The following is a 20,237-nucleotide window of genomic DNA, read 5'->3' on the forward strand; positions in this document are numbered from 1 at the left end:
CGCGACGGACCATAAACTGCGGTGATGGAGTTACGGAATGCTCTTCGGCAACTCGCGTTGCGCGACAACCCGCACGGGTGGAAAAAACGAAGTAATCCACTACGTCGAAAATCACTTCGATGCTTCCGTCGAACGACTGCGCAAAGGCGATAGCCTCTTGCTCTTTCCATCCGTGATGCGCGTGCCGAGTGTGCAGTGGGGCGTCCAAGCGCCGGGCCTTGGTCCACCCCTCGGAGGTCCGCAACGGGTCAAGATGCGAAGAACTCAATCTGAGCAAATGTAGTCCGCCGTGCCTCAATGAGCGGAATTCATGGGAGGGATTCGCCAGTTCGCTGTCGGCCGGAACCGGACTCCCGAGGCGTCACTCGATGACCTGGTCGGCCGTGGCCAGCAGCGAATGCGAAACGGTGAGACCGAGTGCTTTCGCGGTCTTCAGATTGATGACCAGCTTGAGACGCGTGGGCTGCTCTATGGGCAGATCGCCGGGCTTTGCGCCTTTCAGGATCCTGTCGACATAGCCGACCGCCCGCCGGAAATGATCGGGAAAATCCGGTCCATAGGAAAGCAGCAGGCCGTAAGGGACCTGTTCAGCGTTTGACGCAATTGTCGGCACCTTGTGCGCCATGGCTGAGGCGCCCACCTGTACCCGTTCATTGTACATCGGCGGCCCAACAGCAAATGCGCCATCAAAGCCCTCGCGTGCAATGGCCGAAAAGGCCGGGTCAATTTCATCCGCCGTCGTCACTTCGAATACTTTGATCAGGCATCCCGCAGCTCTCCCCGCTGTTTCGTTGGCGATGGCGGTGGGCTTGGAAGACGGCTCGCGCGGATCGAGCACGAGGGCCAGGCGGGTCAATTTCGGAACGATTTCCCTGAACAGCGCGAGCCGCTTGCCGGAGAGATCAACGGTCATCAGTGAAAGTCCGGTCACGTTGCCACCGGGACGCGCGAGGCTCTCGACGAGCCCACGACCGACCGGATCCGGGTCCGCGACAAGCACGATGGGGATCGTGCTGGTCGCTCGTTTGGCCTCCCTGGCGCCAAGTCCCGTCACAGCGACGATCACATCGACTTTGCCTTCCGCAAGTTCCTGCGCCATTGCGCGAAATCGTTCAGGTTGCTCGGCAGGAAAGCGGTGCTCCAGTTCAATATTCTTGCCGTCGAAATAGCCAAGCTCCTGAAATGCCTTGATCAGGACGACCAGATATTCCTCTTCCTGCTTGGCGTCGGCGGCATGCCAGAGCACGCCGACCCGCGCGTTCGGTTTGCGTCGCTGCGCGCGCGAGGTTAGTGGCCATGCTGCAGCAGTGCTTCCGAGAAGCGTGATGAATTCGCGGCGTTTCATTCGATCACCTCGCCACATTCCGGCTGAGCTGCGGACCGCATTGAAGCACGATCCAGACGACGTGAAACACAGGTGGCTACGAGCAGTCGCGAATGCTTCGCCATGAACGCAAGCACCGCCTGATCATAGGCGTCGGCGACACCGGAACTTTTCAGAAAGCACGATTGCCCTCTGAAGGAAACGTCTGCTTCGGTCACAGGCGGCGGCCGAGGCGAACGCGTCCCCCGCGTCCGGGTGTCGTCGCAGGCCAGTGTCCATGTGCCCTTTGGCCTCCATCGGGCCATCGCACGGCATGTCGCGCCGCTTTTCGTCCGCGCGCCGGGCTGGTAGGATGGCGTCGTTATTTTGAGGCATTTTTGATGCGCGCGAGGATTTTCAATCGCGTCCTGGGGTTGGCCGCGCTGGTCGCCGTCATGCTCGCTGCCACGACGCTTCGAGCCTCGGCCGAGAAGCGCATCGCGCTCGTGGTCGGCAACTCCGCCTACAGGAACATCACCCCGCTCGACAACCCGTCGAGAGACGCCAGCCTGATGGCGCAGACGCTCGGCGCGCTCGGCTTCACGCTGGTCGGCGGACGCGCGCAGCTCGATCTCGACAAGGGCGCGATGGACCTCGCGGTGCAGAGCTTCGGCCGGCAGGTCCAGGGCGCCGACGTCGCGCTGTTCTACTATGCCGGCCACGGCGTGCAGGTGGCGGGCTCCAACTACCTCGTGCCCGTCGGCGCCAATCCGACCCGCGAGGCCGACGTCGATTTCCAGATGACCGATGTCAACCTCGTGCTGCGCCAGATGCAGGGCTCCGGCACGCGGCTTAACCTCGTGATCCTCGATGCGTGTCGCAACAACCCCTTTGGCTCACGCGGCCTGCGCGCCTCGGACGGCGGCCTGGCCCAGATGCGCGCGCCCGAGGGCACGCTGATCTCCTACGCGACCCAGCCCGGCAACGTTGCCCAGGACGGCAGCGACGGCCACAGTCCCTATACCAAGGCGCTGGCGACCACGATCCGGGTCGCCGGCCTCGACGTGTTTCAGACCTTCAACCAGGTCGGTCTTGCCGTGAAACGCGCCACCGCGGGCGCGCAGCAGCCCTGGGTGTCGTCCTCGCCGATCGACGGCACGTTCTATTTCGTGCCGCCGACGCAAAGCCCGCCGCCGCAGGTCGCGGCGATGCAGCCCGATCCCCTGCCCGCGGCGCGCCTGCGCGCCGACCCCGACCGCGTGCCGTTGCGCGATGCCGCGCTGCTCAGTGAACTGAGCGAGCGGCTCTACGAGCTCAATTTCGATCCTGACACGCCCGACGGCCTGACGCGCGCGATCACAAAACTCCAGCAGCGGATTTCGATGGCCGCGACCGGTGAAGCAACCGAAGGCCTGCTGCTGCGAATGCGCAAGATGGAGGATCTGAAGCCCTGGGGCTCGATCGTCTACGGGCCCGACAGCAGCAAATGGGGCATGTCGTGGAATCACGCCTCGCGGCGTGCCTCGGTCGCGGATGCGCGTGGCAATTGCGCCGGCGCCAAATGCCCGATCGAGCTCTCGTTCTACGGCCGAAGCTGCGGCGCCTTCGCCATCTCCGACAAGTCGTGGTCGCTGGTCCAGCGCGACAGCGTGCAGCGCGCCCGGGACGCCGCGCTTGACGAATGCGGCAAGGCTGGCAAAGCTTGCCGCATTATCGGATCCGTCTGCGCCGACGGCTCCGGCCGCTGATATATTTTTCTTGTTTGGATTTTTTCTCATGCCCAATGCCGTCATCCGTACGACTGCCCTCGCCCTTCTCCTCAACCTCGCCATCGCCTCGTCAGCCGCGTACGCGCAATCCGGCAGCGCCGGCGGCTCGATCGGCAATGACGAGAAGTCGCTGTCAGGCTCGCGTTCGGAGCGCTCGGCCGAACCGGCTCCGTCCGCACGCCGGAGCAAGCCGGCCGAAGAGCCGCGCTCGTCGTCCCGGCGAGGCGGTGGCGGTGGCGGTGGTGGCTTTGACGGCGCCTGGGTGGTGACCAGCGTCGGCTGCGGTGGCTCCACGTCCGGTGCGGTCGTCGTCTCCTCGGGCAAGGTCATCGGCCAGGGGGTCAGCGGTACCGTCAGCCCCGCCGGCGCCGTCAGGACAGTCGGTCAAGGCGATGGCGTGACCTTCACGGGCTCCGGCCGTCTTGGCGGCCGCAGCGGGTCCGGGACGTGGCGTCGCTCCGACGGCTGCGGCGGAACCTGGACTTCAGCCAAGCAGTAAGGCCGAAAAAGCCTGACCTCACCGCGGAACGATCGCGCCACAGGCCCGATTCAAGCCACATCCTCTCCGGATTTGCGGCTCATTGCCACCCAACTCTTTGACGAGAAAGGGCTGGTTGAGAGTTGCGTCATGCGTAACCGGGAGACCAGCATGGCCAACCGAACCGCAAAATTCGTATCTGCGCTTATTGGCGGCATCATTGCCGGCGCACCGCTGGCTGCCGTGTCGCAGAACGCGCCGGCTCCGTCGAGCGCTGCCAGCACAGCTTCCGACTGCCTCGCAGCGCCAAAGGGCCCCGCGCCGCAGGGACAGCACTGGTACTACCGCCTCGAACGCACCACCAAGCGGCAATGCTGGTACCTGCGTGCCGCCGGCGACAAGGACAGCGCAAAGACAACACAGACCGCGCAGGCTCCGAGCGATACTCCGACGGCAGATGCGCCGGCGCCGCAGCAACACGCTGTGCAGGACGCGCGCGCCGAATATCCGACGCCGCGGAGCAGCGCCGCCCCGAAGACGCCGAACGCCCCCGCGCAAGCTCCCGCCGCAACACCGGTCCAACAAGCCGCGGAGCAGACCGCGGACGGCAACGCGCAGCAACCCGCCGCCGCTACGCCCTGGCCCGATGTCTCCACAGCGTCCGCTCCGCCGGCGCCAACCGTCGTCGCAGCCCCCACGCAGCCGGCCGCAAAGCCGTCAAAATCCCCGTCGCCGGTGACGCTCGCTGCGGCCGACAGCACGGCCGACAAGCCGACCGGCTCGCTCCAGACGCTGCTGCTCGTGGTTGGCGGCGCGCTGGCGCTCGCCGGAATCCTCGGCAGCGTGATCTACCGCTTCGCCGGCCCGCGCGTCCGCCTCCAATCCGCCGACCGTCACGGACATTGGCGCGATTCGGAGATGCAGGACCAGGACGGAAGCCGTGCGCCCTGGCTCGCTTCAACGCCGGCCGACGCCCAGCCGCCGCACCCCATCGACTTCGATGCGGTACGTCCGCAGCCGAAACAACGAGGGACAAAACTCGCCGCGATCGGCCGCGAGATCGAGCTGATCGACGCGCGCAGGCAACGGGCCGCCGCCATGGCCGCAGACCCTGTCGAGGTCAAGAGCGACAAGGTCGAGATGAAGGTGGTCGGCAAGCAAATCGAGACCGTCGCCGCGGCTCCCCAGCTCCCCGCCGCCGAGATCGGCGAGGACCACGATGGCGCGCCGGCAGGCCGTGACGCCGATGCCGTCGATGTCGACGTCATCACGACGATGCTGGAACAGCTGGCGAAGGAGGGACCGCGCCTGTCCCGGCCTAACCTTGAAGCTGACCTTGCAAACTTCGCACGAAGCCTACGAGGCCGATCCGCCGCTCGCGCTTGAGACGTTCGGCCTTCAGGATCGACTGCACCTCGGCGAAGGCCTCGTCGATGTCGTGGTTGATCACGATGTAATCGTACTCGGCCCAGTGGCTCATTTCGTGGCTGGCGCGGCTCATGCGCTTGCGGATCACCTCGTCGGAATCCTGTGCGCGCGAATGCAGGCGCTTCTCGAGATCGCTGGCCGAGGGCGGCAGGATGAAGACGCTGACGACGTCGGCGCGCGCCTTCTCGCGCAGCTGCTGCGTGCCTTGCCAGTCGATGTCGAACAACACGTCCTGCCCGGCCGACAGCGCCGCTTCGACCGGCGCGCGCGGCGTGCCGTAGCTGTTGTCGAACACGGTCGCCCACTCCAGCAGCTCGTCGCCCTTCACCATGGCGTCGAACCTGGCCTTGTCGACGAACAGATAGTCGCGCCCGTCGACCTCGCCGGGGCGCTTGGCGCGCGTGGTGGCGGAGACCGACATCCTGAGGCCCGGCATCCGCTCGATCAGAAGCCGGGACAGTGTCGTCTTGCCCGCGCCCGAGGGCGAGGACAGCACGAACATCAATCCGCGCCGCTCGACACCGTCAGTTCCGTGACCGCCCGTCGTCATCGATCACTCCAGATTCTGGACCTGCTCGCGGAACTGCTCGACCACGTTCTTCATGGCCAGCCCCGTGTTGGTCAGCTCGATGTCGTTCGACTTCGAGCAGCAGGTGTTGACCTCGCGGTGAAACTCCTGCGCGAGGAAATCGAGCTTGCGTCCGATCGGGCCGCCCTTGCCGATCAATTCGCGCGCTTGCGCGATGTGGGAAGCGATGCGGTCGAGCTCCTCGCGGATGTCGGCCTTGGTGGCGATCAGGATCGCCTCCTGCATCAGGCGGTCGGAATCGAACCGGTCCGAGGTGTCGAGCAGGGTTGCGATCTGCTCGGCGAGCCTGGTCTTGATCGCCTCGGGCTTGCGGCCCGGCGCAGCTTCCGCCTTGCTCGCAAGCTGCTCGATCTCGTCGACACGCTGGGTCAGGATCTGCCCGAGCGAAATCCCCTCGCGCCTGCGCATCTCGACGAGGTCGGCGAGCGCCTTGTCGAAGGTTTCGGCCGCGGCGGCACGCGCGGCCTTGTCCTCCTCCTCGTCGCCCTCGGGCTCGGCGATCTCGACCACGCCCTTGATGGCAAGCAGGCCGTCGATGCTCGGCGCCACCGCGTCGACCTTGCCGGAGATCAGCGCGGCGGCCTTGAGGACCGCATTGAGCACGTCCTCGTTGATGCGGACCGTGGCGGCCGCATTGGTGCGCTTGACGTTGAGATTGGCATAGACCGTCCCGCGCGACAGAAGCTCGCCGGCGTGCTTCTTGGCATGGGCCTCCAGCTCCTCGAAGCCTTGCGGCAGCCGCACCCTGAGGTCAAACCCCTTGGCGTTGACCGACTTCAATTCCCATTCGAACGTGTACGGCCCGCTCGCGCCGTGGCTTCGGGCAAAGCCGGTCATGGACGACAAGGCCATCGGTTCAGATTCTCCAGGAACACGGGATTCGCGAGGCTATCAAGCCACGCGAATCTTAAGACTATTTTGCCGGAAAGTGGAATCCGCAATGTCCGCAGGCAAGGCCCGCAAGTCTAAAGCGCGATGCGATTGGATGAATCGTCATCGCGCTTTAGGTTGTTGTTTAAGCATGATCTTTTCGGAAAACCGCTGCGCACTTTTCCGGATCATGCTTTAGCGCTGGACCACCGGCGGAGAGGATTGCACCGCGCCCTGCCGGGCCGGCGCAGGATTGGCGGGACGAGTGGCCGGCGGTTTCTTCTGCTGGCTCGGCCGCGCCGGCGTGGTCGCGGTCGGGGTATCGGCGGCCGCCGGCGCGCTGGCCGCCGGTGGCTGCGCCTCCTCGGCCGGCTCGACCATGTCGTTCTGGATCTGCTTTTCCATCGCGCGGAGCTTCGCGACGTTCTTCTGATGCGCGTCGTAGGTCTCGGTGAAGGCATGCCCGCCGGTGCCGTCCGCGACGAAATAGAGGTCGCGGGTGCGGGCCGGATTGGCAGCGGCCTCGAGCGAGGCCCGGCCGGGATTGGAGATCGGGCCCGGCGGCAGACCCTCGATCACATAGGTGTTGTAGGGCGAGGGCTGCGTGATCTCGCTGCGCTTGATCGGCCGGCCCAACGTGCCCTTGCCGCCGACGAGGCCGTAGATGATCGTCGGATCGGACTGCAGCTTGATCCTCTGCTTCAATCGGTTGACGAACACCGCGGCGACCCGGCTGCGCTCGTCGGGCTTGCCGGTTTCCTTTTCGACGATGGACGCCAGCGTGACCAGCTGTTCCGGCGTCTTGACCGGAATGTCGGGATTGCGGCGCTCCCAGATCTCGGCCAGCACGCGCTTGTGCGCCTGCTGCATGCGCTGGACCACCTGCTCGCGCGGTGTGCCGCGGGGGAACTTGTAGGTCTCCGGCAACAGCGTGCCTTCGCGCGGCAGCTCGCGCACGCTGCCGGTGAAGATGTCGTTGTCGGACAGCCGCGCCACGATCTGCTCGGAGGTCAGGCCTTCCGGAATCGTGACGGCATGCTGCACCACCTTGCCCTCGACGATGGTGGCGATGACGTCGCGCAGCGACGCGTTCTTCTGGAACGAATACTCGCCCGGCTTGAGGTCCGAGCTCGCCTTCAACGCGGCGACGCTGGCGATGAACACCCAGGGATTGATGTCGGTCACCCCTTCCCTGTTCAGCGTCTCGGCGATGTCACGCTTGCCCGCGCGCTGCGGGATGTTGACGATCTTGTCCTCCGTAAGCGGCCCGGGTGCCTCGAGCAGCTGCCGGCCGTAATAATAGACGCCGCCGGCGCCCAGCATGGAGATCAGCAGAAGGGTGATGATGGCGTTGCCGACGATCACGAGCGGATTGCGCGCGCGGTCCGACCGCTTGGGCGGCGGCGGGAGCTGCTCGGGCTCGAGCGCTGCCCGCGGACTCCGGGGTGAAATGGGCGGCCTTTCACTCATCGAGACAACCTGAATCCTGCCGGTTCAATCGCGGCCGACAATCGCTTGCCCTGCCAAAATGCACGCGCCCACGTCCATGACTATCGCCGAATGCGGCAAAACGGTGGTTTCGTCTCAAACGCAAACTAACCGGCCAAGCGGCGGAAGATCACCGACGCATTGGTACCGCCAAAACCAAAAGAGTTCGATAACGTGACGTTGACCTCACGCTCCTTCGACTTGTGCGGCACGAGATCAATCGCAGTCTCGACCGAGGGATTGTCGAGGTTGATCGTTGGCGGCACGACGTTATCGCGAATCGCGAGGATCGCGAAGATCGCTTCGATCGCACCGGCCGCGCCGAGGAGATGGCCGGTCGACGACTTGGTCGAGGACATCGCAACCTTGGAAGCGGCATTGCCGAGCAGACGCTCGACCGCGCCGAGCTCGATCTCGTCGCCGAGCGGCGTCGAGGTGCCGTGCGCGTTGATGTAGTCGAGATCGGACGGCGTGAGGCCCGCGCGCTTCAGCGCCGCCAACATGCTGCGGAAGCCGCCATCGCCGTCAGGCGACGGCGAGGTGATGTGATAGGCGTCGCCCGAGAGGCCATAGCCGATCACCTCGGCGTAGATCCTGGCGCCGCGGCGCCTGGCGTGATCGAGCTCTTCCAGCACGAGGACGCCGGCGCCCTCGCCCATCACGAAACCATCGCGGTCCTTGTCGTAGGGACGCGAGGCCTTCTCGGGCGTGTCGTTGAAACCGGTGGAGAGCGCGCGCGCAGCGTTGAAGCCGGCAATGCCGATGCGGCTGATCGGCGACTCGGCGCCGCCCGCGACCATCACATCGGCATCGCCGAGTGCGATCAGGCGGGCAGCATCGCCGACCGCATGCGCTCCGGTCGAGCAGGCCGTGACCACGGCATGGTTCGGCCCCTTCAGCCCGTGCGCGATCGAGACGTAGCCGGAGGCGAGATTGATCAGGCGGCCCGGAATGAAGAACGGCGACACCCGGCGCGGTCCACGCTCCTTCAGGAGGATGGCGGTTTCGGCGATGCCGTTGAGGCCGCCGATGCCGGACCCGATCATGGTGCCGGTCGCGCACTTGTCTTCTTCCGTCTCGGGATGCCAGTTGGCGTCGTCGAGCGCCTGGCCGGCCGCGGCCATGCCGAAGATGATGAAGTCGTCGACCTTGCGCTGGTCCTTCGGCTCCATCCACTTGTCGGGATTGAAGCTGCCGTTGGTCCCGTCGCCGCGCACGACCGTGCAGGCGATCTTGGTCTGAAGATCGGAGACATCGAAGCTCTCGATCCTGCGCGCACCGCTTTCGCCGTTGAGGATGCGTTTCCAGGTCGGCTCGACGCCACAGGCGAGTGGCGAGACCATGCCGAGACCCGTGACGACAACCCGCCTCATATCCGAAAACTCCGCATCGAAAGACTCACGGCCAATAACAAGAAACCGGCTGACCGCTGCGAAGCGGCCCGTCCGGTTTCAATGTTGTCCCCGCGAAAATGAAGAGCTTAGCTCTTCGCGTTCTTCTCGAGAAACTTCGTCGCGTCGCCGACGGTGAGAATCGTTTCCGCAGCGTCGTCCGGAATCTCGCAACCGAATTCCTCCTCGAACGCCATCACCAGCTCGACGGTATCCAGACTGTCGGCGCCGAGGTCGTCGATGAAGCTCGCGTTGTCGACAACCTTCTCGGGCTCAACACCAAGGTGTTCGACCACGATCTTCTTAACCCGCTCGCCAATGTCACTCATTGCTTAACCTCGTGTTGTTCCCTGTAGACCCGACCCCCCGGGACGATACGAGCCGTCGTGGTCGTTTGACTGCCTTCGCTTACGAACTTGATTTGGCCCATCCTAACCGATGCAGGCCCGGCGAACGACGGCCAAAGGCTCCGCATCGCCAATATACAGGGTTTCAAAAACCTGCAATGGCGTTCTTTGCCCATCCGTTGAAGGTCCGGTTATCATACTTCAATTGCCTTGACTACAAGCCTCATTTCGCTCCGGAAACGGCCGTTTGCCGCATCCGGCACCGCCTTGACGGCAGTGCGGCACGAGGCGTCAGATCATGGCCATGCCGCCGTTGACGTGGATGGTCTGCCCGGTGACATAGGATGCTTCGTTCGAACTCAGGTAGACCGCGGCTGCCGCAATGTCTTCGGGCGTACCCAGGCGGGCGGCCGGAACCTTGGTTAGAATCGTTTCACGCTGCTTGTCGTTGAGCGCATCCGTCATCGGCGTCTTGATGAAGCCGGGCGCGATGCAGTTCGCGGTGACGCCACGCTTGGCATATTCGGCACCCAGCGTCTTGATCATGCCGATCAGGCCTGCCTTCGACGCAGTATAGTTGCCCTGCCCCGGATTGCCGGTGACACCGACCACCGAGGTGATGGCGATGATGCGGCCGAAGCGCTTGCGCATCATCAGCTTGGTTGCGGCGCGCGCCAGGCGGAAGGTCGCGGTCAGATTGACATTGATGACCTCATCCCAATCCTCGTCACGGAGTTGCACGAAGAGGTTGTCGCGCGTGATGCCAGCGTTGGCGACGAGAATGTCGACCTGGCCCATCGCAGCTTCCGCAGCCGGCACCAGCGCCTCGACCTCGTCGGCCTTGGAAAGATTGCAGGGCAGCACATGGGCGCGCTCGCCGAGCTTGCCCGCAAGCTCGTCCAGCACTTCCTTCCGCGTCCCCGATATCGCAACGGTGGCGCCCTGCGCGTGCAGCGCCTGCGCGATCGCGCCGCCGATGCCGCCGGTCGCGCCGGTGACGAGCGCCTTTCGGCCAGTCAGATCGAACATCGATAACTCCTCCAAAGCACGACCCGGAAAAATGCGCAGCGGTTTTCCGGAAAGATCATGCGTCAACTCGAGAACTCAAGCGCGGCGACCATTCATCGCGCTTCAAGCCTGCTTCGCAGCGGCCAATGCATCCCTGGCGGCGGCAATATCGTTCGGACCGCCGACCGCAACGCCCACGGCACCGTCCGCGATGCGCTTGACGAGACCTGTCAGCACCTTGCCGGCGCCGATCTCGAAGAAGCGGGTGACGCCCTGCCCGGCCATGTAAGCGACCGACTCACGCCAGCGCACCGTGCCGGTGACCTGCTCGACCAGGCGGCGGCGGATCTCGTCGGGATCGGTGATGGCGCTTGCCAGCACGTTCGACACCAGCGGCGCGGCCGGCGCCTTGATCGTGACCTCGGCCAGCGCGGCCGCCATGGCGTCCGCAGCCGGCTGCATCAGCTTGCAATGGAACGGCGCGGACACCGGCAGCAGCATCGCGCGCTTGGCGCCCTTGGCCTTGGCGATCTCGACGGCGCGGTCGACCGCGGCCTTGTCGCCCGAGACCACCACCTGCCCGCCGCCATTGTCGTTGGCGGCCTGGCAGACCTGCCCCTGCGCCGCCTCGCCGGCGACCTCCATGGCGGCTTCATAGTCGAGACCGAGCAGCGCGGCCATCGCGCCGGCGCCGACCGGGACGGCCTTTTGCATTGCGAGACCGCGCGTGCGAAGCAGACGGGCGGTATCCGAAACCGTCAGGCTGCCGGCCGCGGCCAGCGCCGAATATTCACCAAGCGAATGACCTGCGACGAAGGCGGCATCTCGTCCCACGGAAAAACCAGCCTCGGCCTCCAGGACGCGCAGCGTGGCGACGGACACCGCCATCAGCGCCGGCTGGGCGTTCTCGGTGAGCTGGAGGGTTTCGGCCGGACCTTCCCAGATGGTGGCCGTCAGCTTCTCGCCAAGCGCGGCATCGACCTCGTCGAATACGGCGCGCGCCACCGGAAAGGCGTCGGCCAGGGCCTTGCCCATGCCGACCGCCTGGGAACCCTGCCCAGGAAATGTGAATGCAGCCGTCATCGGCGCTCCCTGCTTGTCGGGCATGGTCCTATCGAGAACCGGCAGCCGATTGCGCACGGCCTTAGGCCATGGTTCCGGATCATGCTCCAAAGGGGGCCGTAGACACCGTCCGGGGCTGCACTGTCAAGCCGAGATGGGGGCTTCGACCAGCATTCAACGGGGAATGCGCCTCCTCAAAACCCGCCGGCGGTCTGGTTGGCATCGACGTCCGCCCCGGACTGCGCGCGGCGCGCACTGTTGACGAGTTGTCCCGGCCGATCCTCGCGGTTCGGCCTGGCCGTCGCCAGCCGCAGCACCGCCGCGTAATTCGGCTGCACTTCCATGCGGCCGGCGTGCCGGCTCGCACTGAGGAGGCGATGCACCTTCGGCAGATTGTAGCAGGGCACGTAGAACAACAGATGATGCTCGAGGTGATAGTTCACGTAATACGGCGCGATGAACAGGCGCTCGAGAAAATTGGCATGCGTGGTGCGGGTGTTGCGCAGGGGATCGCTGCTATCGGGGACGACGGCGTGCTCTGCAATGTTGCGAATGCGGGTGATGACCATCATCCAGGTCAGGAGCGGCACCAGCCATAGCAGCGGATAGGCCCACCACACGCCAGCCGCAGCGAGCGCCGCAAACATGATCGCGTTGACGATGCATTGCGGGCCAAGCTTCTCCCAGAAATGCGCCGCACGCCGCCGCCACGGCCAGTCCTTTGGCCCAAGCGCGTTGAGCAGTTGCGCCTTGCGCTGCTGGTAGCCAGTCTGGCCGGTGATGTCGCGAATGAACTTGCGGCGGTAGCTCAGCCTGGTGATCGGAAACGGCGCCGACAGCACGAGATCGGGGTCGTCCTCCTGCTGGGTGCGCGCATGGTGCTGAAGGTGATAGCGCCGGTAGCTGCGCGTCTCCGCAAACAGCGGATAGGCGCAGAACCACTGGCTTAGCGCCAGATTGGTCTTCTCGTCGGCGGACAGGCAGCCATGAGCACCGTCATGCATCAGGATCGCAAGGCCGAGCTGGCGCGAGCCGATGATGGCGACGGCCAGGACGTAGGTGATCGGATTGGGCCACCACGCGACCAAGGCGATGGCACCGATGATCAATGTCCAGGCGTGCGCGATCAGCGCCACGCCTTTCCATGTCACGCGCTGGCGCACGTCGGCGAGTTGATCGTCGGTCAGGAAATCGCGGGCACGCATGCGAAGCGCGGTCATGGCCTAACCCTCCTCATTCGAATTGCTGGATGCGCCGGCCTCCTCGACGAGACGCAGGCGCCCGGTGTCTTCAGTGGATTTCGCCTGCTCGCCCAGCACGCGCAGCATCTCGGCGCAGAGCTCCTCGGGCGAACGGCCCATGGCATAGCCTTCGAGAATGACGCCGATGGCGACGGCCCAGAACCGCCGCGAGGTTTCGTCGGGCGCACGCAGGGAGCGCCAGCCGTGCCGCGCCACCTGGCCAGCATAGGCGCGCGCGCCTTCACCGTGCAGGCGCTCGATGGTCCGCTCGACCAGCGGTGCGAGATCCTGGCGACGACGCGTCAATGTCAGCGCTTCCGCGAAAAAAGCGACCGAATCGCTCGCCGTCACCGTCGCGGCCAGCGCGTGGATATATTCCCGCGGCGTGCGCGCCCTCAGCGCCGCCTGCTCGGCCGCACGCGCCAGATACAGCAGATCGCGGCAGGCGCATTCGACGAACAGCGCCTCCTTGGTGCGGAAGTAATAGGTGATCTGGCTCGGGAACGCGTCCGCGGCAGCCGCGATGTCGGTGATTGCCGTGCCGGACAGCCCCCGCTCCCGAAACAGCGGGCTCGCAGCATCCAGGAGCAGCGACCGCATTTTGCGGCCGGCCGAACGCGTCGCACGCGCGGCGTGCTTGGGGTCGCCCGCCGCCTCGAGCGGCTCATCAGTCGACGTTTCCGCCATGGGATCATCTCCGCTGACTTGTTTGTATGTCATACAAACAAGTAGATCAAGCCGAATTTTGGTATCGGAGGATGGGGTCTGGCTGCCGTCGGAGGGGCGGCCCCCGGCTCGGCTTGAGAATGCCCCTCCAACCTTGCAAAGCCAGCCAAAATCCGTATAAGGCGCCCATCCGCAGACCCCGGCCGGGAGCTGAACGGACGGTCTCAGCAAATCATTCGTGATTTTGGTGTGGCAGGGCCAGTCGGTCCGTCGTCCCGTGTTTCCGCCTTCTGAGCTTGATCCCAGAGTCCTTTCCGAAGGTCTCTTAAGGGTTTGACGCCGGGCGATGCGCCAACATGAGGAAAGGACGTCCATGCCTCTTTACGAGCATGTTTTTCTTGCGCGCCAGGACGCGAGCCCGCAGCAGGTCGAAGAGCTGACTGCGCAGATGACCGGTATCGTCGAAGGTCTCGGCGGCAAGATCACCAAGACCGAGAATTGGGGCGTGCGCTCCCTTACCTACCGCATGAACAAGAACCGCAAGGCGCACTTCGTGCTGCTCAACATCGACGCGCCGTCTGCGGCGATCGCCGAGATCGAGCGGCAGGAGCGCATCAGCGAAGACGTGATCCGCTATCTCAGCGTCCGCGTCGAGGAGCTCGAGGAAGGCCCGTCCGCGATGATGCGCAAGGCCGACCGCGATCGCGAGCGTGACGATCGTGGCGGTGGCTTCCGCGGCGAGCGTGAAGGCGGCTTCCGTGGTGACCGCGAGGGTGGTTTCCGCGGCGATCGCGGCCCGCGCCGTCCGCGCGACGAAGCTGAAACCACGACGGATGGGGAGTAAGACCAATGGCTGAAGCTGGTGCACGTCGCCCGTTTTTCCGTCGTCGCAAGAGCTGCCCGTTCACGGGTGCCAATGCGCCGAAGATCGACTACAAGGACTCCAAGCTGCTGATGCGTTACGTCTCCGAGCGCGGCAAGATCGTGCCGAGCCGCATCACGGCGGTGTCCGCAAAGAAGCAGCGTGAACTCGCCCGCGCCATCAAGCGCGCGCGCTTCCTGGGCCTCCTGCCCTACGTCATTCGCTGATACGACCAATTCGACCGGCGGCCGCTGGGCCGCCGGTCGTGACTTTCTGAACTCATAAGGCTTCCGGGTCGTCCGGTCGCCGATGGTTGGGGCAAACGACGCCTCTAACCGCTCGAAGGGAGCGGGACAGCTGATGATGGCATTTGGACTCATTGCCCTGATCGCCGGCGCCGCGTCGGCCCTGATGTTCGCCTCGATCATCTCGGGCGCGATGATCTCGCTCGTCCTGTTCTATCTCGCACCGCTGCCGCTGATGGTCGCCGCGATCGGCTGGGGACCGCTTTGCGCCAGCCTCGGCGGCATTGCCGCTGCGACCGGCCTCGGCGCCCTGTTCGGCCTGCCCTACTGCATCGCCTTCGCCGTCACCGTCGCGTTGCCGGCCTGGTGGCTCGGCCATCTCGCCCTGCTCGGCCGGCCGGTGGGAAGTCTCGCGCCGGACGCCGCCTCCGCCAAATCGGCGCCAGCCCCCGAGATCGAGTGGTATCCGGTCGGCCGCCTCCTGCTCTGGATCGCAGGCTTCGCCACACTGACCACGATGGCCGCCCTGCTCACGCTCGGCAGCGACGCCGAGACCATCACCGGCACGCTGCGGCGCGGGCTGATGCGCCTGCTCCGCACCACCGACCCGCAAACCTCGGGCGAAGCCAGCCAGTTCGTCGACGCGCTGGTGCGCATGGTCCCGGCCGGCGCCACGATCATCGCGATGATGACGCTGACTCTCAACCTCTGGCTCAGCGCAAAGGTGACCGCGACGTCGGGCCGGCTGCGCCGTCCCTGGCCGGATCTGATGGCGGCCGAACTGCCGCCAATGACCCTGGTGGCGCTCTGCATCGCGCTGGCCTTCTGCTTCACCGGCGGACTGCTTGCCATCGTCGCGCAGATCGCCACGGCCGCGCTGATGATGGCCTATGCGCTGACCGGTTTCGCCGTGCTGCATACGCTGACGCTCGCGCTGAAGAGCCGCACATTCTGGCTCGGCTCGACCTACGTTGTCGTCGTCGTGTTCGGGTGGCCCGTGCTCGCGATGGTCATCCTCGGTCTTGCGGATGCCGTGTTCGGCTTTCGCGAGCGCTTCCTGCGCGGCCGGCAGCCGCCACCACTGCCAACGCCTTAAGTCACCCCGAAACTGAAACCTACAGAGCACTTCAAGAGGAGAACGAATATGGAAGTCATTTTGCTGGAACGCGTCAACAAGCTCGGCCAGATGGGCGAAGTCGTGAAGGTTCGCGACGGCTATGCCCGCAATTTCCTGCTCAAGCGCGGCAAGGCGCTGCGCGCCACCGCCGACAACCGGGCCAAGTATGACGGCATGAAGGCCGAGCTCGAGGCCCGCAACCTCGCCTCGAAGGCCGAGGCGTCCAAGGTCGCCGAGAAGATCGAAGGCAAGAACATCATCGTGATCCGCCAGGCGTCGGAAGCCGGCCAGCTGTTCGGCTCGGTCAACGTGCGTGACATCGTCATCGCGTTCGAAGCCGATGGCGTTTCGCTGGCTCGCCCGCAGATCCAGCTCGATGCGCCGATCAAGACCATCGGCAAGCACACGATCACCGTCGCCGTTCACCCCGAGGTCGAGGTCGAGATCACCGTGACGGTCGCGCGCAGCCAGGACGAGGCCGAGCGCATCAACCGCGGCGAGGATATCTCGACCCGCAACGAGGACCGCGATGCGGCTGCCGAGGCGATCGCCGCCGCCGGCGAGTTCTTCGATCCGGACGCCCAGCACGACGAAGTCGAGCCGGCCCCGGCTGCGGAAGAGAAGTAAGTACGCCAGCTCGTCATTCCGGGGCGATGCGAAGCATCGAACCCGGAATGACGAACAAGAAAGCCCGGTCGCCTCAGGCGGCCGGGCTTTTCATTTTGCCGGCGACATCCTCGCTCAGCATCGCGATCGAGGCCAGCGCGGTTGCCGTGTGCTTCTCAACTCCGTCGCTGACGCAGAACACGTCGGCCGCAACCACAGCGACCTGTCGGCCCGGCTTGATCACCTTTGCCCGGCAGATCAGCTTCTCACCGACCGCTGGCGACAACAGGTTGAGCTTGTATTCGGCCGTCAGCGCCGCCTGGCCGCGCGAGGTCGCGGCCGCGATCGTCGTGGCGTTGTCGACCAGGAAGGCGGTCACGCCGCCATGGAAGAAGCCGTGCTGCTGAAGCAGCTCCGGCCGGCGCTCCACCGCGATGGTGCAGGTGCCGCGCGACAATTCGGAGAGCTCGGCGCCCACCAGGTTCATGAAACCCTGCCGGCCGACATTGGCGTGGATGCGTTCGGCAACGGCTGCGAATTCCGGATCAGCTTCGGCCCGCATGCGGTCTCTCCCTATTGCTTGTTGATGCGATCGAGTGGCCTCAGCGCACGAATGGCGCAAGCGCTCAGGGTGTCGGCCTCACTGCGCGGATCGGTGCGGTCACGCCCCGACAGGAAGGCACGGCAGAAGATCTGCGCCGGACCGATGAGCTGGCTGACGAACATCACCGGCGTCATCGGCAGCAGCTCGCCGCCTGCAACAAGCGGCGCCCGCCAGCGCTCGATGCCTTCGGCAAGCCGCGCGTTCTGCGCGCGCTGGGCATCGCGCACGTCCTCGCCCCATTCGCTGCGTGAAATCTCGAAGAGGTAGCGCGCCTCGCGCCGGCTGGTCACGACCCAGTCGAGATGCGCCCGGATCAGGCGATCGATGCCCTGCTCCGCATCGGGCACGGGATCGAGCGCGGCCAGCACCGCGGCGTGATAGTGCCGCAAGACCTCCAGGAGCAGCGCACCGGCGAGCTCCTTCTTCGAACCGAAGGCATGAAAGAAGCTGCCGTTGGAGGCGCGGGCCCGGGTGCGGATCGCGGCCACCGTCGCGGCTTCGAAGCCGACGCGGTCGAACACCAGCAGGCCGGCTGCCAACAGATCGTCTCGCACGCTCGCAGCCATCGACGCCTTAGAGTATCACTCTAGAGTAGCACTCTAGTCGTAGTCAATGCGATGCGGAGACCGCATTGAAAGCGGCCTCCGCATGTCGGCGAGAAGGTAGCGGATCTAGCGCGAGATCGGCGGTACCGGCGGGCCGGACGGCGCCGGCGGGGCTGCAGCGGTCGCGGGCGGTGCCGGGTCCTGCTGCGGCCTGGCCGCCGGCTCGGGGCTCGCTGCAGGCGCGGCCGGCTTGGAAGCGGCCTCGTCCGCCGGCTTGGACGACGCTGGTTCGGCGGGCTTTGCCGCGGCAGGTGCAGCCGGCGCCACCTGCGGGACCGGGTCGGGTCGCATTGCCGGAGCTTCGCTGCCGCGCGTCTCGACCTTCGAACTGTCCGGCCTGGCCTCAACGGGCTTGTCGGAGGCCTTGCCGCTGTCGGGCTCGGCCTTGACGCTGTCGGGCTTGACGCTGTCGGGCTTGACGGCCTCAGGCTTTGGCTCGCTCTTCTTGTCCTCGGTCGCCGGCGCGGCGGCATCGACCTTCGGAGCTTCCTCAGTGCCCGGCTTGGCGCGCCGCTTGCCTTTGCGCGGCTCGGGCGCTGCCTGTCCCTCCGGCGTCGCACCTTCCTCGGCGGGTCGCGCCGCGCGCTTCTGGCGCGCGCCCTCGGGGGCCGGAGTAGCACCCTCGCCCTCCGGCCTGGCGGCCTCTTGCGAGCGGTGGCGGCGGCCCTGATGCTCAGGCGACTGGCCCGGAGCGGAGTTGGCTTCCTTCTCCCTGGCGCCGTCCTTCTTACCGTCCTTGGCCTGGTAGCGGGTGTCGGTGGCACCGTTGGAGACCAGGTAGGAGGCGAGGACGCCCGCCATGTCCGAGCTCGTGGTGTAGTGCTGGCGCAGGAATCCCGGCAACGAGCTCGGCGTGACGGACTTCAGGAGTCCGCGCGGGCTCTTGTGGCAGGCGTTGCAGGTCTGCGCGAAAAGCTGGGACGGGGTCTTGCCGGCCTCGAGGTTCGTCGCCTGCGCAAGAACGGTATCGGCCGCGCCGAAGCCGGTCAGAAGCAATACCGTCGCGAGGCTGAGCGCTCGGCTCGACATTCCCATCATCTCCATTGAATTCCGCGAATGCAGCCGGCCTCCGGCGCGGCGGCGGTCACCTTTTAACCGATTAAGCTGCGAATGGAAGCAGGCTCCGCGCGCAAGGATGTGATTAAGCCATTTTCGAATATCGGCTTTGAATACAGCGCAATAGCGCAGCCGGAACCGCCTCGCTAGATTTGGATGCAAACGCATAGGAACCGTTGCGGCGCCTGGGCGTCAGATGTGAAGGCCGGGTTAGTCGCATCTTTCGGGTTCGCTCGAGAGGACATGTCGATGGACCGTTTGTTGCACAGATTCCTGTCTCAATTCATCCGGCGCGGGTCGATGACGGTGACCAGCTCAAGCGGATCGAAGTTCACCGTCGGCGACGGCTCCGGCGAGCCGGTCGCGGTGCGCTTCGTTACCGCGGACGCGGAGCGGAAGAGCCTCATCAATCCCGAGCTCGGGCTCGGCGAGGCTTATATGGACGGCGAGTTCGTGGTCGAGCGCGGCACCATAGCCGATGCCCTCGCGATCCTGCTCAATCAACCCGACCTATTGCCACACTGGGCTAAACCGTGGTGGCACCTGCGCTACCTGACGCGGCACCTGAAGCAGTTCAATCCCCGCACCCGCGCCCGCCACAACGTCGCCCATCACTACGATCTCGACGGCCGGCTCTATTCGCTCTTTCTCGATGCCGACAAGCAATATAGCTGCGCCTATTTCGAAACGCCCGAGATGCCGCTCGACGACGCGCAGCTTGCCAAGAAGCGGCACATTGCAGCGAAGCTCCTCATCAAGGACGGCCAGCGCGTGCTCGACATCGGCTCCGGCTGGGGCGGCCTCGGGCTCTATCTCGCCGAGATCGCGGGCGCCGACCTCACCGGCATCACGCTGTCGACCGAGCAGTTGCAGGTCGCCAATGCGCGCGCTGCCGAAAAGGGCCTGACGGACTCGGCCAGATTCCAGCTCCAGGATTATCGCGACATTGACGGTACCTTCGACCGCATCGTCTCGGTCGGCATGTTCGAACATGTCGGGGCAAGGTTCTACGATGCCTATTTTCAGCGCTGCGCCGAATTGCTGAGCGAGGACGGCGTCATCCTGCTGCACGCGATCGGCCGTTCGCAGGGCCCGGACTCGACCAATCCCTGGATCGCCAAATACATCTTCCCCGGCGGCTACATCCCCGCCCTGTCGGAGGTGCTGCCGGCGATCGAGCGGGCGGGCCTCTTGGTCTGCGACATCGAGATTCTGCGCCTGCACTATGCCGAGACGCTGAAGGCCTGGCGAGAGCGCTTCATGGCGCGGCGCGAGGAGGCGGTGCAGCTCTACGACGAGCGCTTCGCCCTGATGTGGGAGTTCTATCTGGCGGCCTGCGAGATGACGTTCCGCAAGCAAGCCATGATGAACTTCCAGATCCAGCTGACCCGTCGCCAGGGCGTGGTGCCGATGACCCGCGACTACATCCAGCGGGAGGAAGCCCGGCTGCGGGCGCGTGAGGCCTCGGCCATGCCCAGGCTCAAGCTGGCTGGTGAATAGAC

21 protein-coding genes are annotated in these 20,237 nt (G+C 65.5%); 8 read left to right on the top strand and 13 right to left on the bottom strand.

Features of this window, described 5'->3' with window-relative positions; all coding sequences use genetic code 11:
- Positions 1–361: 361 nt before the first annotated feature.
- Positions 362–1,345, bottom strand: a complete 984-nt coding sequence (locus IVB23_RS03560) for an ABC transporter substrate-binding protein (RefSeq protein WP_247802472.1) — start codon at positions 1,343–1,345, stop codon at positions 362–364.
- A gap of 359 nt (positions 1,346–1,704) precedes the next feature.
- Here IVB23_RS03560 and IVB23_RS03565 point away from each other — a divergent pair, with 359 nt between their 5' ends.
- The 3 genes from IVB23_RS03565 (at position 1,705) to IVB23_RS03575 (ending at position 4,936) form a co-directional block, all read left to right on the top strand.
- Complete coding sequence (locus tag IVB23_RS03565; protein WP_247802473.1) at positions 1,705–3,051, top strand: caspase family protein; 1,347 nt, start codon at positions 1,705–1,707, stop codon at positions 3,049–3,051.
- Between the two features lie 28 nt (positions 3,052–3,079).
- Positions 3,080–3,571 (top strand): hypothetical protein, encoded by a 492-nt coding sequence (locus IVB23_RS03570; RefSeq protein WP_061876677.1) that lies wholly within the window; start codon positions 3,080–3,082, stop codon positions 3,569–3,571.
- Between the two features lie 150 nt (positions 3,572–3,721).
- On the top strand, positions 3,722–4,936 hold the full coding sequence (locus tag IVB23_RS03575) for a hypothetical protein (RefSeq protein ID WP_247802474.1): 1,215 nt from the start codon (positions 3,722–3,724) through the stop codon (positions 4,934–4,936).
- Here the strand turns inward: IVB23_RS03575 and gmk are convergent.
- The 9 genes from gmk to IVB23_RS03620 all read right to left on the bottom strand — a co-directional run bounded on the left by gmk (position 4,869) and on the right by IVB23_RS03620 (position 13,661).
- Positions 4,869–5,528 carry a guanylate kinase gene (gmk, locus tag IVB23_RS03580; RefSeq protein ID WP_061876679.1) on the bottom strand — a complete coding sequence of 220 codons (660 nt, stop codon included), beginning with the start codon at positions 5,526–5,528 and terminating at the stop codon, positions 4,869–4,871. The two genes, IVB23_RS03575 and gmk, sit on opposite strands and share 68 nt — an antisense overlap.
- A 3-nt stretch (positions 5,529–5,531) precedes the next feature.
- Positions 5,532–6,419 carry a YicC/YloC family endoribonuclease gene (locus IVB23_RS03585; protein ID WP_061876680.1) on the bottom strand — a complete coding sequence of 296 codons (888 nt, stop codon included), beginning with the start codon at positions 6,417–6,419 and terminating at the stop codon, positions 5,532–5,534.
- A 213-nt stretch (positions 6,420–6,632) separates the two neighbouring features.
- Entirely contained in the window at positions 6,633–7,907 is a 1,275-nt protein-coding gene (gene mltG, locus IVB23_RS03590) for an endolytic transglycosylase MltG (RefSeq protein WP_247802475.1), read from the bottom strand.
- A gap of 125 nt (positions 7,908–8,032) precedes the next feature.
- Positions 8,033–9,298, bottom strand: coding sequence for a beta-ketoacyl-ACP synthase II (gene fabF / locus IVB23_RS03595; RefSeq protein ID WP_061876682.1), 1,266 nt, complete (start codon positions 9,296–9,298; stop codon positions 8,033–8,035).
- A gap of 107 nt (positions 9,299–9,405) precedes the next feature.
- The gene (locus IVB23_RS03600) at positions 9,406–9,645 is read right to left on the bottom strand and encodes an acyl carrier protein (protein WP_008551805.1); all 240 of its coding nucleotides are present in this window, start codon (positions 9,643–9,645) and stop codon (positions 9,406–9,408) included.
- A gap of 309 nt (positions 9,646–9,954) precedes the next feature.
- Entirely contained in the window at positions 9,955–10,692 is a 738-nt protein-coding gene (gene fabG, locus IVB23_RS03605) for a 3-oxoacyl-[acyl-carrier-protein] reductase (protein ID WP_027574176.1), read from the bottom strand.
- 102 nt (positions 10,693–10,794) lie between these two features.
- Positions 10,795–11,754: an ACP S-malonyltransferase gene (gene fabD / locus IVB23_RS03610; protein WP_131871544.1), complete on the bottom strand. Its 960-nt coding sequence runs from the start codon at positions 11,752–11,754 to the stop codon at positions 10,795–10,797.
- Positions 11,755–11,927: 173 nt separating this feature from the next.
- Positions 11,928–12,953, bottom strand: a complete 1,026-nt coding sequence (locus IVB23_RS03615) for a fatty acid desaturase family protein (RefSeq protein ID WP_247802476.1) — start codon at positions 12,951–12,953, stop codon at positions 11,928–11,930.
- 3 nt (positions 12,954–12,956) lie between these two features.
- Entirely contained in the window at positions 12,957–13,661 is a 705-nt protein-coding gene (locus IVB23_RS03620; RefSeq protein WP_061876685.1) for a TetR/AcrR family transcriptional regulator C-terminal domain-containing protein, read from the bottom strand.
- A 352-nt stretch (positions 13,662–14,013) separates the two neighbouring features.
- Here IVB23_RS03620 and rpsF point away from each other — a divergent pair, with 352 nt between their 5' ends.
- The 4 genes from rpsF (at position 14,014) to rplI (ending at position 16,491) form a co-directional block, all read left to right on the top strand.
- The gene (gene rpsF / locus IVB23_RS03625; RefSeq protein WP_061876686.1) at positions 14,014–14,484 is read left to right on the top strand and encodes a 30S ribosomal protein S6; all 471 of its coding nucleotides are present in this window, start codon (positions 14,014–14,016) and stop codon (positions 14,482–14,484) included.
- Positions 14,485–14,489: 5 nt separating this feature from the next.
- On the top strand, positions 14,490–14,729 hold the full coding sequence (gene rpsR, locus IVB23_RS03630) for a 30S ribosomal protein S18 (RefSeq protein ID WP_007592020.1): 240 nt from the start codon (positions 14,490–14,492) through the stop codon (positions 14,727–14,729).
- A 133-nt stretch (positions 14,730–14,862) separates the two neighbouring features.
- A complete protein-coding gene (locus IVB23_RS03635; RefSeq protein ID WP_197966702.1) occupies positions 14,863–15,843 on the top strand; it encodes a DUF2232 domain-containing protein in 981 nt (326 codons plus the stop codon).
- Positions 15,844–15,891: 48 nt separating this feature from the next.
- Complete coding sequence (gene rplI, locus IVB23_RS03640) at positions 15,892–16,491, top strand: 50S ribosomal protein L9 (RefSeq protein WP_194387725.1); 600 nt, start codon at positions 15,892–15,894, stop codon at positions 16,489–16,491.
- A gap of 73 nt (positions 16,492–16,564) precedes the next feature.
- Here the strand turns inward: rplI and IVB23_RS03645 are convergent, their stop codons facing one another.
- From IVB23_RS03645 to IVB23_RS03655, 3 genes are all read right to left on the bottom strand, one after another.
- Positions 16,565–17,032 carry a PaaI family thioesterase gene (locus IVB23_RS03645; RefSeq protein WP_061876689.1) on the bottom strand — a complete coding sequence of 156 codons (468 nt, stop codon included), beginning with the start codon at positions 17,030–17,032 and terminating at the stop codon, positions 16,565–16,567.
- Positions 17,033–17,043: 11 nt separating this feature from the next.
- Positions 17,044–17,640, bottom strand: coding sequence for a TetR/AcrR family transcriptional regulator (locus IVB23_RS03650; protein ID WP_247802477.1), 597 nt, complete (start codon positions 17,638–17,640; stop codon positions 17,044–17,046).
- A gap of 105 nt (positions 17,641–17,745) precedes the next feature.
- A complete protein-coding gene (locus tag IVB23_RS03655; protein ID WP_247802478.1) occupies positions 17,746–18,708 on the bottom strand; it encodes a hypothetical protein in 963 nt (320 codons plus the stop codon).
- 276 nt (positions 18,709–18,984) lie between these two features.
- Between IVB23_RS03655 and IVB23_RS03660 the strand changes: the two genes are divergently transcribed.
- Complete coding sequence (locus tag IVB23_RS03660; RefSeq protein WP_247802479.1) at positions 18,985–20,235, top strand: cyclopropane-fatty-acyl-phospholipid synthase family protein; 1,251 nt, start codon at positions 18,985–18,987, stop codon at positions 20,233–20,235.
- The last annotated feature ends 2 nt before the right edge of the window (positions 20,236–20,237 follow it).

Origin of the sequence: Bradyrhizobium sp. 191 (genome assembly GCF_023100985.1) — a bacterium.
GTDB lineage: Bacteria > Pseudomonadota > Alphaproteobacteria > Rhizobiales > Xanthobacteraceae > Bradyrhizobium > Bradyrhizobium diversitatis.

Bases quoted from the DNA above. Each gene is read 5' to 3' on its own strand.
- IVB23_RS03560 (WP_247802472.1), bottom strand. From the start codon at position 1,345: ATGAAACGCCGCGAATTCATCACGCTTCTCGGAAGCACTGCTGCAGCA.
- IVB23_RS03565 (WP_247802473.1), top strand. From the start codon at position 1,705: ATGCGCGCGAGGATTTTCAATCGCGTCCTGGGGTTGGCCGCGCTGGTC.
- IVB23_RS03570 (WP_061876677.1), top strand. From the start codon at position 3,080: ATGCCCAATGCCGTCATCCGTACGACTGCCCTCGCCCTTCTCCTCAAC.
- IVB23_RS03575 (WP_247802474.1), top strand. From the start codon at position 3,722: ATGGCCAACCGAACCGCAAAATTCGTATCTGCGCTTATTGGCGGCATC.
- gmk (WP_061876679.1), bottom strand. From the start codon at position 5,528: ATGACGACGGGCGGTCACGGAACTGACGGTGTCGAGCGGCGCGGATTG.
- IVB23_RS03585 (WP_061876680.1), bottom strand. From the start codon at position 6,419: ATGGCCTTGTCGTCCATGACCGGCTTTGCCCGAAGCCACGGCGCGAGC.
- mltG (WP_247802475.1), bottom strand. From the start codon at position 7,907: ATGAGTGAAAGGCCGCCCATTTCACCCCGGAGTCCGCGGGCAGCGCTC.
- fabF (WP_061876682.1), bottom strand. From the start codon at position 9,298: ATGAGGCGGGTTGTCGTCACGGGTCTCGGCATGGTCTCGCCACTCGCC.
- IVB23_RS03600 (WP_008551805.1), bottom strand. From the start codon at position 9,645: ATGAGTGACATTGGCGAGCGGGTTAAGAAGATCGTGGTCGAACACCTT.
- fabG (WP_027574176.1), bottom strand. From the start codon at position 10,692: ATGTTCGATCTGACTGGCCGAAAGGCGCTCGTCACCGGCGCGACCGGC.
- fabD (WP_131871544.1), bottom strand. From the start codon at position 11,754: ATGACGGCTGCATTCACATTTCCTGGGCAGGGTTCCCAGGCGGTCGGC.
- IVB23_RS03615 (WP_247802476.1), bottom strand. From the start codon at position 12,953: ATGACCGCGCTTCGCATGCGTGCCCGCGATTTCCTGACCGACGATCAA.
- IVB23_RS03620 (WP_061876685.1), bottom strand. From the start codon at position 13,661: ATGGCGGAAACGTCGACTGATGAGCCGCTCGAGGCGGCGGGCGACCCC.
- rpsF (WP_061876686.1), top strand. From the start codon at position 14,014: ATGCCTCTTTACGAGCATGTTTTTCTTGCGCGCCAGGACGCGAGCCCG.
- rpsR (WP_007592020.1), top strand. From the start codon at position 14,490: ATGGCTGAAGCTGGTGCACGTCGCCCGTTTTTCCGTCGTCGCAAGAGC.
- IVB23_RS03635 (WP_197966702.1), top strand. From the start codon at position 14,863: ATGATGGCATTTGGACTCATTGCCCTGATCGCCGGCGCCGCGTCGGCC.
- rplI (WP_194387725.1), top strand. From the start codon at position 15,892: ATGGAAGTCATTTTGCTGGAACGCGTCAACAAGCTCGGCCAGATGGGC.
- IVB23_RS03645 (WP_061876689.1), bottom strand. From the start codon at position 17,032: ATGCGGGCCGAAGCTGATCCGGAATTCGCAGCCGTTGCCGAACGCATC.
- IVB23_RS03650 (WP_247802477.1), bottom strand. From the start codon at position 17,640: ATGGCTGCGAGCGTGCGAGACGATCTGTTGGCAGCCGGCCTGCTGGTG.
- IVB23_RS03655 (WP_247802478.1), bottom strand. From the start codon at position 18,708: ATGTCGAGCCGAGCGCTCAGCCTCGCGACGGTATTGCTTCTGACCGGC.
- IVB23_RS03660 (WP_247802479.1), top strand. From the start codon at position 18,985: ATGGACCGTTTGTTGCACAGATTCCTGTCTCAATTCATCCGGCGCGGG.